12 protein-coding genes are annotated in these 15,571 nt (G+C 38.7%); 2 read left to right on the top strand and 10 right to left on the bottom strand.

Features of this window, described 5'->3' with window-relative positions:
• Window positions 1-13 precede the first annotated feature (13 nt).
• The 9 genes from RI844_RS11235 to RI844_RS11275 all read right to left on the bottom strand — a co-directional run bounded on the left by RI844_RS11235 (window position 14) and on the right by RI844_RS11275 (window position 11,988).
• A complete protein-coding gene (locus RI844_RS11235; protein ID WP_348394770.1) occupies window positions 14-1,159 on the bottom strand; it encodes an acyltransferase family protein in 1,146 nt (381 codons plus the stop codon).
• Window positions 1,160-1,300: 141 nt separating this feature from the next.
• Entirely contained in the window at window positions 1,301-1,519 is a 219-nt protein-coding gene (locus RI844_RS11240) for a hypothetical protein (RefSeq protein ID WP_348394771.1), read from the bottom strand.
• Between the two features lie 54 nt (window positions 1,520-1,573).
• A complete protein-coding gene (locus tag RI844_RS11245; RefSeq protein WP_348394772.1) occupies window positions 1,574-2,401 on the bottom strand; it encodes an SDR family oxidoreductase in 828 nt (275 codons plus the stop codon).
• An 89-nt stretch (window positions 2,402-2,490) separates the two neighbouring features.
• Entirely contained in the window at window positions 2,491-2,922 is a 432-nt protein-coding gene (locus RI844_RS11250) for a hypothetical protein (RefSeq protein WP_348394773.1), read from the bottom strand.
• Between the two features lie 82 nt (window positions 2,923-3,004).
• Complete coding sequence (locus RI844_RS11255; RefSeq protein ID WP_405054387.1) at window positions 3,005-5,071, bottom strand: DmsC/YnfH family molybdoenzyme membrane anchor subunit; 2,067 nt, start codon at window positions 5,069-5,071, stop codon at window positions 3,005-3,007.
• Between the two features lie 22 nt (window positions 5,072-5,093).
• The gene (locus RI844_RS11260; RefSeq protein ID WP_348394774.1) at window positions 5,094-7,295 is read right to left on the bottom strand and encodes a molybdopterin oxidoreductase family protein; all 2,202 of its coding nucleotides are present in this window, start codon (window positions 7,293-7,295) and stop codon (window positions 5,094-5,096) included.
• A 162-nt stretch (window positions 7,296-7,457) separates the two neighbouring features.
• Window positions 7,458-8,438, bottom strand: a complete 981-nt coding sequence (locus RI844_RS11265; RefSeq protein WP_348394775.1) for a Gfo/Idh/MocA family protein — start codon at window positions 8,436-8,438, stop codon at window positions 7,458-7,460.
• A gap of 45 nt (window positions 8,439-8,483) precedes the next feature.
• On the bottom strand, window positions 8,484-10,256 hold the full coding sequence (locus tag RI844_RS11270; RefSeq protein ID WP_348394776.1) for a bifunctional protein-serine/threonine kinase/phosphatase: 1,773 nt from the start codon (window positions 10,254-10,256) through the stop codon (window positions 8,484-8,486).
• A 262-nt stretch (window positions 10,257-10,518) separates the two neighbouring features.
• Window positions 10,519-11,988, bottom strand: coding sequence for a NarK family nitrate/nitrite MFS transporter (locus tag RI844_RS11275; protein WP_348394777.1), 1,470 nt, complete (start codon window positions 11,986-11,988; stop codon window positions 10,519-10,521).
• A 273-nt stretch (window positions 11,989-12,261) separates the two neighbouring features.
• Between RI844_RS11275 and thpR the strand changes: the two genes are divergently transcribed.
• Together thpR and RI844_RS11285 are read left to right on the top strand one after the other, a co-directional pair.
• Window positions 12,262-12,774 (top strand): RNA 2',3'-cyclic phosphodiesterase, encoded by a 513-nt coding sequence (thpR, locus tag RI844_RS11280; RefSeq protein ID WP_348394778.1) that lies wholly within the window; start codon window positions 12,262-12,264, stop codon window positions 12,772-12,774.
• Window positions 12,775-12,849: 75 nt separating this feature from the next.
• On the top strand, window positions 12,850-13,749 hold the full coding sequence (locus tag RI844_RS11285; protein ID WP_348394779.1) for a UbiA prenyltransferase family protein: 900 nt from the start codon (window positions 12,850-12,852) through the stop codon (window positions 13,747-13,749).
• Here RI844_RS11285 and RI844_RS11290 read toward each other — a convergent pair.
• On the bottom strand, window positions 13,730-15,367 hold the full coding sequence (locus RI844_RS11290; RefSeq protein ID WP_348394780.1) for a mechanosensitive ion channel family protein: 1,638 nt from the start codon (window positions 15,365-15,367) through the stop codon (window positions 13,730-13,732). The genes RI844_RS11285 and RI844_RS11290 overlap by 20 nt on opposite strands.
• Between the last annotated feature and the right edge of the window lie 204 nt (window positions 15,368-15,571).

The following is a 15,571-nucleotide window of genomic DNA, read 5'->3' on the forward strand; positions in this document are numbered from 1 at the left end:
TCTACTCATAAGCCTACCAACCAATAACATAACGACTACGTTGCTTTAAAACTTTCTTAAAAAGCAATGCAATAACATAAGAAACAGCAATAACACCGCTCGTAACCAGTAGCGTGGTGACGATGTTTCCTTCACCCTTCATAGAAAAAACATCTGGACTGTCATATATCATCCACCAAGGTGTCGTGATCCATGGATGAATGAAATAAATAGCAAAACTTACCTCGGCCAATTTCTGTAAAAAGCTAATGCTTATATGTTCAAATTTATTGAGAACAGCGAGAAGTACAAAGGTTAATAGCAGTTTTTGCGGTAACATTAAATCTGGTACGGTAAATTCAAATGCAGGCTTATTTAAAACCCCTGCGCCGTAAAAGTAAGCTTGGCCAATAGCCATAGCAATAGCTCCAACCAGCATTACCAACCAATACTTATCAATAAAAGGAAATATTTTATCCCGCGCTACTGAGGTCCATACACCTATGAGGTAAACCGGTATAAAATAAATCAGTGATTGAATTGCATTTAAGTTAGATATGGGACGGTGCATTAGCATTGCGAGTATTACTAGGGGAATGGCAAACTGAAGTATCGATTTCTTATTAATTAATGTCATCACCCAAGGTGACAATGCAAACAACATCATCCCCATGGGAATATACCAATATGCGGTTAATGCTCTGCCGGTTAACACATACCAAGTTGCAGCAGTTGAATTATCAGTAATATTGGCATGGAGCATATGTAAGGACGGGTCAGGGCCGGCAAGCAAGTGCCAAACTATCCAGGGCAATGATAATAAAAAATAAGGAATAAAAACGTATTTCGTTTTATTTTTCATATATTTTTCATAATCCCAACGATTATAAAAAACATGATGGAATAAAAATCCCGAAATAAAGACAAAAAAGACGGTGCCATTCATCATTAGATTAAACCAAAACTTATCAGCTAAGGTTTCGATTTGCCATCCAGCAGGGCGATAGCAGTGCGCCATCACAATAAAAATAATAGCGATACCGCGAAAGTGATTAATACTGTTGAGAAACTTTTTACCCGCAGGTTTAGGTGGTTGACTTACCACGTCAGATGTCATGAATTGCTGGCCCTTTACTGTATGTGCTGATGAAGTATCAACATCAGCGATTAAGTTTATCAATTAAACTTAAATTTTAGCTTATATTTCAAAGTGTAAAGGTAAAATGTTGTTTTTTTTAATTGCCAATGAAGATTAACCGCAATTTGACTAAAATTATCATCACTTAAAAGGCAATTAAGATAAGCATATTCTTACCATAATTCACAAATTGTAAAGATCGCTGCCGGGCCGTTTATGCAGCTCACCATGGTCAACCAAACGATCGAGTGCTGTTTGCACTTGATCAATATTATGCGACACACTTTCATTGGCTAACCAGTTTGAACAAATATCTTCAACTGGTGCCGATGCTTCAGGGTGGATTGAAAGATAATTAAGAATACCCATTTGTATTTCAGTATGTATATGCGACATTTTCATTATGCTCACCTCAATACTAAGCATAGTTTAGGCCGGTTTATTTTTCCTGAAACATTAGCCTTTGGCTAACAAAACATCTAACCAGCGACTGGGTAATAACCGTTTTAAAATAGAAAACAGCTTGGTTGGCAAGGTAATACGGTATCTGGCTTTTGGCACTTTACTTTCTAACGCATGAATTAAGCACTTGGTTACCGCACTTGCTTCTAAAGTAAAGCCGCTTGCAGGATCGGTGCTTGCTAGTCGCTCTATTTGCTTTCCATATTCTTGACTATGAATGCTACTTTGCCACTTAATATTTTGCTTAAAAGCCTGTAAAGCATTTTGTCTAAAATTGGTATTAATGGGTCCTGGTTGTAACAGGCTAATGTGGATATTGGTATTTTTTAACTCTAACCTGAGCGTATCGGCTAGGCCTTCAATGGCGAACTTTGAAGCATTATAAGCGCCTCTATATGGCATACACACAAAGCCTAATACTGAGCTATTTTGCACGATACGGCCATGCCCCTGGGCGCGCATAACCTTAATGACTCGAGTGGTTAAGTCATGCCAGCCGAATACATTAGTTTCAAATTGCCGGCGTAATATATCGGTAGGTAAATCTTCCACAGCACCGGGCTGGCCGTAGGCACCATTGTTAAATAAATAATCAAGCGTGCCACCAGTTATCGTAAGTACCTGCGCCAGCGCCTGTTCAATGGATTCCTGTTCGGCAAGGTCTAAACGAACGGCTTGAAACCCTCGATTAATGAGTGCATCTACATCGCTTTGTTTTCTGGCACTGGTAAATACTTGATAGTCTCGTGCAGCTAATGTTGATGCCGCATCTAAGCCAATTCCTGAAGAGCAACCAGTGATCAGTATCGATTTTTTATTCATTAATGTTCCATTGATTAACTATCTGATACCAACTCCTTTAAATAATGGAATTGCTAGAACAACATTATGAATAGAAAACTGTGGGATTATCAACCTATTTGTGGCGGCTGGGTTCTTGGTTGCCATTGCCACCATTGTTGTTCACCATCGACCGGCTTGCCATTATTTTCTTGTTCTGTTTTTTGCGCTTTGGTTTGATAGATATCCCAAGTTATCAAGTAATCCGGGTTGGTTATTTTCACCCCAGCCTGGCTGGTATGAAAATCCCCTTTAGGGGCAATAAACCAGCAAGATAAATTAGCTGGCAGGATAAAGTTTGCCGGTTTTGAGGGGACACTTTTTGCCTTATCTTGGCTTTGTTCGGCGCTAGATAACAGCTCGACGGTAATACCCATTTCTTTATCCACTGCGGTTACTGTGCCCGCCAGCATAGTTTGTTTCAATAAATTTTGCTTGTTATCAAAATAACTTAATCCGATCAAACAGGTTTTATTGATGGTTTGTGAAAGCGTTAACTGCATAAGATCCTTTTTTCAAAATAAATAGTAAAAAGGGCCAGTTTTAACCGCCGGCCCTTTGTTAAATCTTCACATTAATTATGGTTTAATGTGCTAAAGGTGCAACCCCAGTAGCCGGATTATCCGCTAGGCCTATATCGCGGGCATGTTGCTCGAAACCTTTATTTTTCCAGAAAAATGCACCTGGCATGGTGGTTGGGATCACCAAGATATAAAATAATGCTCGTCCAATTAGCGCAGTAACAACATTTAGTAATGCCACGGCAATCCAAGCAAGTGCTAAAGTTACAGTAAATTCAGTTATTGCAGTTACCATTACTAACGATGTGGCAGCGACAATATTTAAAGCCAATAAGTAGTTACGCAATAAATATGTTTTGCCAAAGGTAGTACACTGTACATAGTGAGCAGCACCGCCTTCATTTTCGTTTCGGTTTAAGTCATGATTGTGACGGATCAAACCAATCGCTTCAATTATCATACCGACACACAAAACCAGACCAAATACCAATACTGCTTGCTGGATTACTGCCGATTCAGCTTGTTGCATTACTAAAGTGGTTATCACAATCACGCCACTTACCAATGCCCCTAACGACAAACTATTGCCTGAAAATGATGTCACTGTTTGTAGGTGGTTCCAAAATGGCCGAGCTTTAATCTGATAACACTTGTTCATATAGAATATACCGATAAAACCAGCAATCAAAGCAAAAATACCAGCGCCAGTTTGCATTGCTGCCAATGGTAATTCACTCGTCATTTGCGCAAGGTTCAAATCTAACCAAGATACTGATAACTCGTTTAACCATAAATTGCCAGGCAAAGAGAACAAGGCAGTTAAACCACAACCAGCTGAAAACATTGCTAAGCCTAAGCCTTCTCTACTCATTGGAGAATAACGTAAATTATTAAAGCCGCGGTAGAATCTAAACGGCTTGCCTAAATGGGTAACACTCATAAATAAAGCAAATGAAGTCATTAACAATGAAATAATGGTTAACGGTAAAAACATGTCTGAGTTGATAAATGCTACAAAGGCATCGATACCAAATAACGCTGCTAAGAACGGAATCAACAATGTACCAAATGCAGCTTGTGCAAACAGCGTAAATAGCACTAACGGGTTTTCTTTAGAATTTAATTTAGCAAAATTCCAAAACTTAGCTTTACCCTCTTTTTGATCGACCACAGGTTTGTAGTTGCCTTTGTCGTCTTTGTGATATTTCACTGGCATTGAATCGGTACGGCTCATTTCATCCGGCAAGGTTTTGGTTTGCTGAAAACGAATATTTGGATGAGTGATTTCAGGATCAGGAAAACCTGGAATTGAAGTCTTACATTGCTCTCTATTTTCTGGGGTATTTTCAATCACGCCAAAATCTAAGGCATTACCTACACATGCAGACACACAAGCGGGTTTCAAGCCTACCTCTAAGCGGTCAACACACATATTACATTTCGATACGCGACCTTTTACCGGGTCAAGTTGTGGTGCATTATAAGGACACACCCAAGTACAGTAACCACAACCAAAACAGGTTTCCGGATCTTGCAAGACCGCCCCATATTCGGCATGTTTAGTATACGCCTTAGTTGGACAGCCTTTTAAACATACTGGGTCGTCACAGTGATTACAGGCCATGGAGATATTCATCCGTTTATAGTCAGGATACGAACCTCCTTCCACATAGCCAACCGAACGAAATGCTAAATGCGCCGGATTTTCATTTTTTTCAGAACATGCCGCTTCACAGGCATGACAACCTATACAGTTATCGGCAGTAAAGAAAAAACCATGTTGTTTGTTACGGTTTGGGTTCGTGCCCACTTCTGGGTTTTCATTGATAAACATTGATCTGCCTTCAGGCAAGCCGGAAATATCAACACAATCAATTAACTGACCGTAGCGATTTTTTTCTTTAATTTCGTTTTTATCTTCATGCGTCGGCAAAAACGCATAAGGTTGCTCTTGAGTTCTCACTTCCCAATGATTCGAGCGGCCTTCTTGCTCGTTGCCAATTTCAGCTGCTGGTGTAGCTTGTTTATTTGCTGCTACACTCATACTTTTTGGGTCAAAACCCTGCTCGCTTGGATCAAAAATAGCTACTGATGAGTCCAGGTCAGCTTTTTTATCTATAACTTGTGACATTTTTTTACCTTAACTATCTTAATTAAAATGCGCGACGTTCAACGTTTAAGCGTGCAGCTTCGTCTTGGTCAACGGTTTCAATTCGTACCGAACCTTGCTTGAACGCCGGTTGACGAGAGTGTGGGTCAAGCAACCCCAGGGTTAAACGATTAACACAATCATGGAAATGAAATGGAATAAATACCATATTACGCGGTACCCTTTGGGTTAATTGCACCATAACAACCGCATCACCTCTGCGACTGGTAAGGCGTACATAACTTTGATGGTTGATACCCAATTCCAAAGCCGCATCAGGGTTCATTTCCATATAAGGTGTTGGACTAAATTTATTACAGTTACCTATCTTGCCGGTACGGGTACGGGTATGGAAATGCTCAACCACGCGACCACTGTTTAACCAAAAAGGATAATCCTGACAAGGTTGCTCGTTATTGTTGTAAAAGTTGATTGGCAATAGGTTAGCTTTACCCGACTTGGTTTGAAACTTGCCATCGGTATACAAGCGCGGATCGCCTTTTAAGGTTTCAGTTGCTTCATCCGTTTGTTCACGATAAGGCCATTGAATACCACGGGCTTTGATAATTTTTTCATAGCTCATGCCTGAAATATCTAAGGTTCGGTCTTTACCTTTCGATAACTGCTTCATTTCGTCAAACGCGCCTTCGGCATGATCCGGGAAATGAATAATGTTGCCATTATCAAAACGTTTAGCCATTTGATTAAATATCCAAAAGTCAGGCTTTGAATTTGCGTAAGGTTCGATAACATTACTGATCAAATTCACTCGACGTTCGGTGTTGGTATGACAACCTTCTTTTTCTGCCCACACAGAAGCCGGAAAATATACGTGTGAATACTGATTCATTTCAACATCTTCATACACGTCTTGTACTACCAGAAAATCTAACTTTTCAAGCGCTTTGCGAATACGTGGCGTATTCGGCATTGATGTCATTGGATTCGTTGCCACTATCCATAAGCCTTTGATTTCACCTGTTTCAATCGCAGGGAAGATATCGGTTTCTGCCAAGCCGCGTTTTTTTGGGAAAAATTCAGGATCTATGCCCCAAAAATCAGCAATTTCCTGACGGTCATCGGCATTTTCCAAATAACGATATCCAGGTAACCCTGAACATGAAGACCACTCACGCGTGCCCATAGCATTACATTGACCCGTTATCGACAAACTAGTGCCGCCTGGTTTACCAATGTTGCCAGTTATAAGATTTAGATTATTGATGTTAGCAACACCATCTGAGCCATGAGTAGATTGGTTAATACCCATGGTCCATATACTCATAGCCGCAGGTGCTTTCGCGTAAATCCGAGCAACGGTGCGGATAGTATCTTCATCAATACCACAAATGTGCTGAGCCGATTTTGGATCATAATCCTGTACTAAGGCTTTTACTTCTTCAAAGCCTTGGGTGTGAGCATCAATGTAACTTTGATCTTGCAAGCCTTCATTAATGATCACATGCATCATAGCGTTAATTAATACACAATCGGTACCTGGCGTGATGGGTAAATGAATATCAGCAAATTGCGCTAACATCGTTACTCTCGGGTCAACTACGATCAGTGGGAACTTGCGCTTTTCTAGAGCTTCTTTTAAGCGCCAATAAATGATGGGGTGCTGTTCGGGTAAATTTGAACCAAACGCCATAAAACAATGAGTGTGCTCAAAATCGTCATAGCACCCAGGAGGGCCGTCACTGCCGAAAGAGCGTTTATAGCCGCTTACCGCAGAAGCCATACAAAGGGTAGTATTACCATCATAATTATTGGTACCAATACAGCCACGCGCCAGCTTCCCTAGCGTATAAAATTCTTCAGTGAGTAGCTGACCGGTTGAGATAATAGCGAACGCGTCGCGCCCGTAGGTTTTTTGAATACTTTTTATTTTGTCTGATGTGACGTCGAGTGCGTTGTCCCATGTTGTCTTCTCAAATTTGTCATAGTGTTTATTACGAATTAGCGGCTCGGTGCCGCGGCCCGGACTTTCAAACAGTTCAGTTTCAAGTAAACCTTTGATGCATAATTTTCCGCGGTTAACATCGGCGCCAGCGTGGCCACGCGAAGTTACGATTTTTTTATTTTTGTCTAAGCCAATTTCAATTGAGCAGCCGGTAGAACAATAGTTACACGTAGTGTATTTCCATTCTTCGACTTTTTTTGATGGAATAGCAATCGGCTTTCTGTTTTTACGCCCGAACAACATAGATAATTCCTGGGTTGAATAAATTTTGCATTAATAGTGCAGTTGCAATTTTCAAACCAAAAATAAAGTACTTACTAAACATGGACTTACACTTTAAACTTGCAAGCTTGATGTATCATAAAGGTGCTAATGCGCTAAAAAGGTGCGCAGTAAGTTAAAGTGTTAATAGTGTAAATTAATAAAGTTTCTTACCTCATCTAACGTGTTAATTAGCTGTTTGCTAAATGCAAAGTTCATGATGTTACTTTCGCTTTTTTCTTGTCGTAACAACTCATTAAAGTGCTCAATTTCATAATTATAGCCAAGCGTGCTGTAACCAAAATCAACAACTCTTTCTTCATTATTTTCAATAATAGTTACAGTTGTTGGGCCATGAAAGCCATTATTAATTTTAATAATACCAGTGTCACAATAAAATATTGCTTCATTAGAAGTTTGCTCTAGCAAGGTACTTTCTAAGGTTGCTGTGGCGTGTTCATATTCAAATATCATAGAACAAGAAGAGTCTGCGCCATTGGCAAAGTAGCTTGCTGATGCTTGAATATTGTTAGGTTTTCCTAAGGTCGATAGTGCTGCAAATATGGGGTAAATGCCAATATCTAAAAGACTGCCACCACCTAACGACTTATTAAATAAGCGCGAATCGTTATTAAATTCACGAACAAAGCCAAAATTAGCTTCCAACTTTACAATATTGCCATAGGTTTTATTTGCTAACTCGGTTAGTACAAATTGGTAATGAGGTAGAAAGTAAGTCCAAAGCGCTTCCATCAGTAAGGTATTATATTGCTTGGCACTCGCTATCATAGCGTTGACTTGTGTAGCATCCATCGCAAATGGCTTTTCGCACAAAACTGCTTTACCGTGTTCTAAACACAACAAAGTATTTTCTTGGTGTAAGGCATGCGGTGTTGCGATATAAATAGCATCTACTTGTTCGTTTTCGACTAATTGCTGATAACTGTTGTAAGCCACTTTTGCTTGGTATTTGTTGGCAAAATCATCTGCTTTGATTTGTGTTCTAGACGCAACCGCATAGAGCTCAGCGCCATTAACGGTTAATAGGTCAGTAGCAAATTTATTGGCAATACCACCCAGGCCGAGAATACCCCAACGAATGTTTCGATTCTTAATAGGCATCATGTGTATAGAACTCTGATTACTAATTCATTGATATTTTAGTGTATCTCACAGACTAATAGATGCCACTAAGGCAATGAATAAAATTAATGAAACGCCTTGCCAAAACACAACAGGGTTACGTTGTAAAATCGGTTGTTTTTTATATTCTTCTACTGCGCGTAAGTTAGGTTTTTTTAGATCGGTTTCCAGTTCAGAAAATGCTTGATATCTTGCCTTAGGATCAGCCTGAGTACATTGCTGTAAACTTAAATCTAACCAAAGTGGCAATTCAGGCCTGAATTGTTTAATACTGCGATAATGCCATTGCTGATAACTGGTTTGTGTAATCGTGGTATTTTGCATGGGTTTATAAGGTAATTCACCACTGAGCATCTCATAACAAATAACCCCTAATGAAAATAAATCACTTAAATTTGTGGCGCTAAGCTCCAATAATGTTTCTGGTGCAATGTAATTCAACGACCCCTGTGGCACAGTTTCGGTTAATGTGTCGTTATTCTCATCAAGCGCCGCGACTAGTGCCGTACCATAGTCGATGAGTTTTACGTGACCGAATTTATCGATCATTATGTTGTCGGGTTTAAGGTCTCTATGCACCAACTCTAAGCGCTTAAACTTTCTAAGCGCTGCGATTACCTGGCTGATGATATCTCTAACCTCGCTGATACTCGGCTTAGGATTATCGTGCATCCATTCACTTAACGTTTGCCCTTCAATATATTCACACACGTGATAAAGAAAGCGGCTATCTTTTTGATCGCTTTTAACTCGCATAATATTACTGTGGTCGATACGTTCACCGACCCAGGCTTCACGCATAAAGCCCTGTAAGTAAATGGTATCATCAGCAAAGTTTTGTGAGGGCACCTTTAACACAACTGGTGTTGATTCATCTTCGTGCTGAGCTAAATATAAATGCGAGCGAATACTGGCATGGATAATTTTTCCAATTTTATAACCATCAAGTTTCATGCCCACGTTGAGTGCTGGCGGTATGCGCCGGCTTAATAAGTTACGTTCAATTTCTTCAGTTTGTCGGTTTGGGGTAGAACGTATGTATACTAATAAGCAGCTGACATTATCATCACTACCTTTATCGATTGCTTGCTCAACAATTTTCTTACTCAGAACTTCAAGTTCTAGATTGTCAGGATGACTAGATAAGGTAGATAATTGCTGTTTGAAATATTTGGCTGATAAATAATCATGCACACCATCACAGGTTAATAAAAAAATATCACCGCTTTGCACGTCAACCTGATGCACATCGACTTGTAGCCTAGAGTCGGCACCAAGAGCACGGGTAAGTACCGCATTGCTCGCACCTTGCTTGCGGTTATGATCAGAGGTAATAACCTCGAGCTGTTTGTTTTTGAAGGCGCTGATGCGGGTGTCGCCGAGATGAAACAAATAACCCGTTGAAGATTTAACAATTAATGCTGAAAATGTAGTTAACCATTGCTGTGCCTGACCACTGATAGAATCAGTTTGTGAGTACAACCATTGATTTAAACTGGTTAATACTTTCGCTGCCGATTTTCGGGTAGACCAAGTTTGCGGGGTTGAATAATATTGTTCAATAAATTGAGTGACTGCAAGTTGCGCAGCTTCCGCAGACTTTGAAGCACTTGAAAGGCCATCCGCAATTGCTGCAACAGCACCTTTTGAATGTAATTCACTAGGTTTAGGCACATAAGCGGCAAATGCGTCCTGATTTTCAGGCTTTCTACCAGCACAAGAAAAACCACCAAAATGCAGCTGCAATTGAGCAGCAACACTTTGATTTTTCTCTATACTTTTTGCTTCGTTAACTGACATTCTCTAACTCTGTAGACACCAATGATTATTTTTAACTAACATTAATTAATTCTATTAATACCCGTCTTCACATTACCCCACCTTTTAATTTATAAAAGGTTTGATAGTTTAACTGACATTAATTAATTCTATTAATACCCGTCTTCACATTACTCTACCTTTTGATTTATAAAAGGTTTGATAGTTTAACTGACATTAATTAATTCTATTAATACCCGTCTTCACATTACTCTACCTTTTGATTTATAAAAGGTTTGATAGTTTAACTGACATTAATTAACTCAATCGTACCGTCTTCACGTACTTCCGTCATTGAACCTTTTGGCTCTTCCATAAATAATAATGTGATAAAACCAACGACTGCGGTACCAGCTATTACCAAGAAAAACTGTTGATAACTTACCATTGATAGTACCGTTAAATAGACAACAGCACCAACGTTACCATAAGCCCCTGTCATACCGGCAATTTGCCCGGTCAATCTACGCTTAATTAATGGTACTGCGGCAAATACTGCACCTTCACCAGCCTGGACAAAGAAAGAACACGCCATAGCTGCAATAACAGCTAATGCTAATGGCCAACTGCTATCAATAGCTGACATGGTCAAGTAGCCTAACGCTAGACCTGCTGTTAAAATGAGTAGCGTTTTTTTACGACCAAATTTGTCACTGATCCAACCGCCACCTGGACGCGACATTAAATTCATGAATGCATATAACGAAGCCAACATACCGGCATATACCATATCTAATGAAAACACTTCTGCAAAAAATAGTGGTAGCATCGAGATCACGGCTAACTCAGAGCCGAAGGTGGCAAAGTATAAAATATTAAGCACCGCAACTTGCTTAAATTTATATTGATGAATCTCGGCAACTGGTTTTTCAAATACATGACCATTTACTTTATACGTTTGCTTCACTTCATAAATAAACAACAACAATAAAGCAAAGTAAGCAATTAAAGCACTTTGCTCAGAAAACAAATTAACGCCATTTGGCGATAACTTCCAAGTTAGCAATGATAAGGCACCGTACATGGGTATTTTCATTAACAGTAATAACCAGAAGTCACCTTTGCTGGTGATCTCCATTGCCCCTGTTTGCTTAGGCTTGAAATAAGTAGAGCCTTTCGGTGTATCTGTGACATTAAAATACCAAATAACACTGAATATAAGGCTAAGTAAACCAGACAAGCCAACTGCATAGCGCCAGCCATCCTCACCACCAAACATAAGTGCAATTAATGGTAAAGACATAGCAGCTGCCGCTGAACCGAAATTACCCCAACCGCCATAAATACCTTCAGCTGTACCTAATTCATTAGCCGGAAACCATTCACTAACCATGCGAATACCAATCACAAAACCCGCACCAATAAAACCAAGCAAGAAGCGCGCAATTGCAGCTTGCTCAAAATTACTAGCGGCGGCAAACATAAAACAAGGGATACTACATAATGCTAACACCCAAGTATAAGTAAGTTTTGGGCCATAGCGATCGGTCAACATACCAATAATCACTCGCGCAGGAATAGTTAATGCTACATTTAAAATTAACAACGTTTTAATTTCGCTTGCTGATAGCCCTAAACTATTCGCGATAACCGCTAACAACGGGGCATGGTTAAACCAGACCACAAAGGTGATAAAAAAAGCCATCCAGCTTAGGTGTAGGGTTTTCATTTTCCCTGTAAATGACCACAGTTTAATACCTGCTTGCTCACTCATAATTAACTCCATATGTTTTTAATACTGCAATTAATAGTGATATTGCAAAGCTGGTGCCAACTAAAAAGCCAATAAAATAAATGTTAAAAAACAATGTGATACGAAAACAATGCTGTTAATGTAGATTTTATAATTGCACTCTATATGAGCCTCTGCACGCTTTAAGTGCGGCTTAGGTATTACAAAATTTCCGATAAATAAAGCAGCTGCTGACTTGTTTTGAATAAATATTACGTCAAAATAAACACTCAAATAGATATTGGAATTAAGTGAATGGGTAGATACTTTTTTGGTTTAGATTTGCCAATCAACAACAAGCAGAAGATAGCTGCTTGGCGTGACGTACATTTACCGAGTGATAATAAATCAGTAGTACTTGAAAACTTTCATATTACATTGGTGTTTTTAGGTATGGTTGATGACTTAACATTACAGCAATGTATTGCTGCTGCCGATAATATTGTCGGTTCAACGTTTTCTCTAGTTTTAAACGATGTTGGCTTTTGGGCTAAACCCAAAGTTTTGTTTTTGAGTAGTAATAAGGTTGATATTGCTTTGCAAACATTAGTTGCAGATCTTGAAAACCTTGCTTTAAGCAACTCGATTAAACTCGAGCGAAGGCCATATATTCCACATTTAACTTTATGTCGAAAAGCTACAGCACATGCAGTAATGTCAGCGCAGCCAGAATTTGAATTTACCTTTACTGATTTTTGCTTATATGAGTCAAAATCAACTGAGCAAGGTGTTCGTTACGTAGTCATTCATCGTTGGCGCTTGCGATGAAATTAAATAATGGCAGAAAATTAACTCAATTTTGTGTAAAATCCATTTTTGATTTTATCACCTGTAAAGAATTTTATGCCTGTTGCGATTAACTTATTTCTATCTGCTATTCGACCGATTACTTTTTTTCTTCCTTGCGCAGCAATTATTTTAGGTGCAGGTTTGTCAGCTTACAGTGGTGTGGTAGACGGCCCTTTATTTGTTTCTTTATTAACACTTGCACTATTAGCGCAAATTACCATCAATTTAGGTGATGATTATCAGCGAGCATTTATTACCAGCGCAGCGGTTTTAAATCAACAAAGCCAGTCAAGTCAAAAACAAATGCATGTGCGATATCAAATGTTGAGGCTAATTCTTGGCTGTTTTATTCTGTTTAGTATTGGCATTATAATTCTTTGTAAAATGAGCACAGACGGCAGTTTTATCGCCTATGGTTTAGCCGGACTATGTGCAATGATTTTACTGATGATATTGCGTATTAAAACAAGACAAGCAAGTGTTTCTAAACCTATTTCAATAGCAGCCATTATGGCAAATATATTACTGCTTGGTTTTTTACCAACCCTAGTTAGTTACTACTTACACACTTCAAAGTTTAACTATAGCGTAGTTGGCTTAGCATTTTGTGCAGGACTGTTGGTGTTAAGTGTGTTATTTACAGGTAACCTAAAACAACAAATAACTAAAGACGCTGGTATCAATAGTGAGAACCTGACGCCAGCATTCAGGCTATTATTAAATGTGCTACTAGTCTTAATAGCTGTAGTGTTTTCGTTTACTTTAGCAATTATTTATTTTGCCGAATTACCATTATTTTCAGGCTTATTCATTTTCACTTTGCCATCATTTGTTGGCTCAATAATGACAGTGAAGCACCTACCTGAAGAGGACGTAACCCAAACACAAATAAGCAAGTTAATATTTACTTGTTTTGCCTTTTGGATATTATTTGTTATTGGTTTAATGCTTTAGTTGCACTTTCTAAATCGTTCATTGATAACCGTTGCTCAGGGATGGCAAGTTCAACTTCATGTAGATCAATTATCTGCATAATTTGAAAATTAATTTTTTCTTCTATTTGCTTATATTGTACTCTGCCTGATACTGTTGAATAAGCATTTACGACAATGATAAATGCATCCTCTTCAACATCTTCAAACCTGACGTACCTTTCCAGAGCAATAATATTTGAATGTTCATCAATAAGTTTGCGTATCGCTTCTACCAGCGTTTTTAATTTATCAGTCGGTGTATTTAAGCGTATGCGAAACCGTTTTAGATAACGGCGATTATCAATTTCTGAAATATTTTCCAGCTCCATAGACGCTATGGTTGAGTTTGGTACATGAACCACTTTTCGATCAAGTTTTCTAATTTTAGTAGAGCGCAAACCAATTTCTTCTACTCGGCCTTGGGTGTTTCCAAACTTACACATGTCACCTGGCTTTATTGGTCTTGCTATAAATAACGTAAATGCACCAAACACATTTTCTAAAGACTTCTGCGCCGCTAAGGCAATCGCTAAACTACCTATCCCTAAACCGGTAATTATTGCAGTAATATTAAAACCCGCATCACTAAACCAGTTCAATGCTATAACCATAACAGTGAATATTTTTAATGTCGTAACCATAGGTTTTAAAATGGCAACGCTGTTATTACCTTCGCCAGCACGGCTTACATATAAAGCAAAACAAAATTCTATTATCCCCATAGATAAGAAAATTAATGCCATATAGTTCAATGTACCAGTATCAAGCCAAACCCGTGCATATATGGAAAGGCCTAAATGCCCAGTTGCCCATTGCAACAAAATAAAAAACAAAAATAAACGAAGTGGCACTCTGATAAATCGCCGCATTGTTCGGCGATATATTTCTGAATAAGAAACAAGTTTAATGAGAAATAATCGTATTAAATCGGTGAAATACCATGAACTTATTAAAATAATGAGAAAGCTGACAAATTGCCAATTTTGCATATCAAGAACGGTAAAATCAGGTAAATATTCTGCCACCGACTGAGCAATAGGATGGTAGCCAAACTCTGCCCACATGACAGGGATTTGTCCAACAGTATGGCTAGATATTTTCCAAATATGCCTTTCATTTTCAACTTTTATTCGTTGCAAATAGATGGGAACATCTGTGTTCGAAGATTTTATCACGCCAAGTAAATCACGATAACTAGGCAGTCCATCATCTTTATGACCTTGCGGGTCATCACTAAGTGTAGTGATATCTAACGAATGATGCTGAGACCAAACAATATTCAATTGCTTGATTAATTGCTCTTTATCTCTCTGAGTGGCACTTGCTGGTAAATTTCTAAAATCTATATAATTTGAAGCTTCAACATAATCATCAGCATTTATCGCTTCTGCAATTGCAATCATACTGGATAGAGGTGTACTGCCAATTTTAGCAATATTTTGTGGGGATAATTGTGCATTTTCGATGGCTTGCTTGGCCAGCTCTTGTCTTTCCTTTACTTGCTTTAACGTGGGCTCTTGTGCAGCTGCTGTTATGCTAAACAACAAGCAGTAGAAAATTCCCCCTAGAAGAAATAGAGCCGATACTGTTTTATACATAAGTAAACTCAAGCCTTGATTGAATACTTACTTAATTAAAGATGCATACCCTCATAAATGCAAAACTACAATAAAATCACAGGATTTAGCCCATCCCTGGCAATTCTAAGTTATTTCTTCCTTGAATTAACAGAATTTAAGCCGTCCTTGGCAATTCTAAGTTAATTCTTCCTTGAATTAACAGAATTTAAGCCGTCCTTGGCA

Source organism: Thalassotalea fonticola, from assembly GCF_032911225.1.
Lineage (GTDB): Bacteria > Pseudomonadota > Gammaproteobacteria > Enterobacterales > Alteromonadaceae > Thalassotalea_A > Thalassotalea_A fonticola.

Coding starts and splice junctions, on each gene's coding strand:
- RI844_RS11240 (WP_348394771.1), bottom strand. CDS start 1,519: ATGAAAATGTCGCATATACATACTGAAATACAAATGGGTATTCTTAAT.
- RI844_RS11245 (WP_348394772.1), bottom strand. CDS start 2,401: ATGAATAAAAAATCGATACTGATCACTGGTTGCTCTTCAGGAATTGGC.
- RI844_RS11250 (WP_348394773.1), bottom strand. CDS start 2,922: ATGCAGTTAACGCTTTCACAAACCATCAATAAAACCTGTTTGATCGGA.
- RI844_RS11255 (WP_405054387.1), bottom strand. CDS start 5,071: ATGTCACAAGTTATAGATAAAAAAGCTGACCTGGACTCATCAGTAGCT.
- RI844_RS11260 (WP_348394774.1), bottom strand. CDS start 7,295: ATGTTGTTCGGGCGTAAAAACAGAAAGCCGATTGCTATTCCATCAAAA.
- RI844_RS11265 (WP_348394775.1), bottom strand. CDS start 8,438: ATGATGCCTATTAAGAATCGAAACATTCGTTGGGGTATTCTCGGCCTG.
- RI844_RS11270 (WP_348394776.1), bottom strand. CDS start 10,256: ATGTCAGTTAACGAAGCAAAAAGTATAGAGAAAAATCAAAGTGTTGCT.
- RI844_RS11275 (WP_348394777.1), bottom strand. CDS start 11,988: ATGAGTGAGCAAGCAGGTATTAAACTGTGGTCATTTACAGGGAAAATG.
- thpR (WP_348394778.1), top strand. CDS start 12,262: ATGGGTAGATACTTTTTTGGTTTAGATTTGCCAATCAACAACAAGCAG.
- RI844_RS11285 (WP_348394779.1), top strand. CDS start 12,850: ATGCCTGTTGCGATTAACTTATTTCTATCTGCTATTCGACCGATTACT.
- RI844_RS11290 (WP_348394780.1), bottom strand. CDS start 15,367: ATGTATAAAACAGTATCGGCTCTATTTCTTCTAGGGGGAATTTTCTAC.